The sequence below is a fragment of the Streptomyces sp. NPDC104367 genome, assembly GCF_055583825.1.
The window spans coordinates 1-1,159 of the sequence record NZ_JBVJND010000106.1 but is presented as its reverse complement, the minus strand read 5'-3'; the positions used below and the strand labels follow the sequence as shown (position 1 = coordinate 1,159).

Below are 1,159 nucleotides of genomic sequence, written 5' to 3'. Positions count from 1 at the left end.
CTGAGGTTGAAAGGGTGGGGTGACAGCGGGCGTTGGCGGTGCTACATCCTCGTCATGAGGTACGCGGATGGCGGCGGTCTGACCGCTGCGGGGCGGGCGAAGCGTGAAGCGGTGCGTTTCGAGGCCGCGGAGATGTTCGGGCAGGGGGTGCGGCCGCCGGAGGTGGCCCGCAGGTTACGGGTGTCGCGGAAGTCTGCGTATGCCTGGCACGCCGACTGGCGCGAGGGCGGCAGCACGGCCCTGGCGTCCAAGGGTCCCGGCGGCTTCCCGTGCCGGCTGGACGATGCCCAGGCAGAGCGGCTGCAGGCCGAGCTGGAGGCAGGGCCGGCGGCGCACGGCTGGCTGGAGGACCAGCGGTGGACGCTGGCGCGGGTCGCGGAGTTGATCCACCGCCTGTTCGGCCACCGGTACACGCCGCGTGGGGTGTCGTATCTGCTGCACCGGCTGGGCTGGTCACCGCAGGTCCCCGCACACCGGGCGGTCGAGCGGGACGAGCAGGCCGTCGACGCGTGGCGGGCGGAGCAGTGGTCACGGGTAAGAGGACGGCCCAGCTCCTGGGCGCGTGGATAGTGTTCGAGGACGAGGCCGGGCAGGATCTGAAACCCGGCAAGGGCCGGACCTGGTCAAGACGCGGGCGGACGCCGCTGGTCAGAGTGACGGGCAAGGGTTCCGGCCGGGTCCTGATGGCCGGGATGATCTGTGTGAGACCGGGCCGCGAGACCAGGCTGATCTACCGGACCCAGACGTATCGGGGCCGTACCGGTGAGAAGAAGGGCTTCCGGTCCCGCGAGTTCGCGGACCTGCTTACCTCCGCACACCGGCAGCTCGGCGGTGCCCCGCTCATCGTGGTGTGGGACAACGCCAGCACCCATCACGCCAAGGCTCTGCGGGAGTTCTGCACACGCAACAGCGACTGGCTGACCATCGTCAAGCTCCCGCCCTACGCACCCGATCTCAACCCCGTCGAAGGCGTCTGGGCCCACCTGAAGAAGTCGCTGGCCAACCTCGCACCCCGCACGATCGACGACCTCATCCCGCTGGTGAAGAACCGCCTACGCGGCATCCAACGCCGACCCGAGATCCTCGACGGCTTCATAGCCGAGACCGAACTCGGGCTGGAGCCCCCGTAGCCCTGTCACCCCACCCTTTCAACCTCAGC

General features: G+C 69.5%; 1 protein-coding gene. It reads left to right on the top strand.

Translation table 11 applies throughout. The features are described from left to right. Positions 1-54: 54 nt before the first annotated feature. Positions 55-1,130 (top strand): IS630 family transposase gene (locus ACZ619_RS45875; RefSeq protein WP_469612020.1). Its coding sequence is split into 2 segments (ribosomal slippage): positions 55-523 and positions 523-1,130, totalling 1,077 coding nucleotides; the frame shifts between segments, so codons are not numbered across the junction. Positions 1,131-1,159 lie beyond the last annotated feature (29 nt).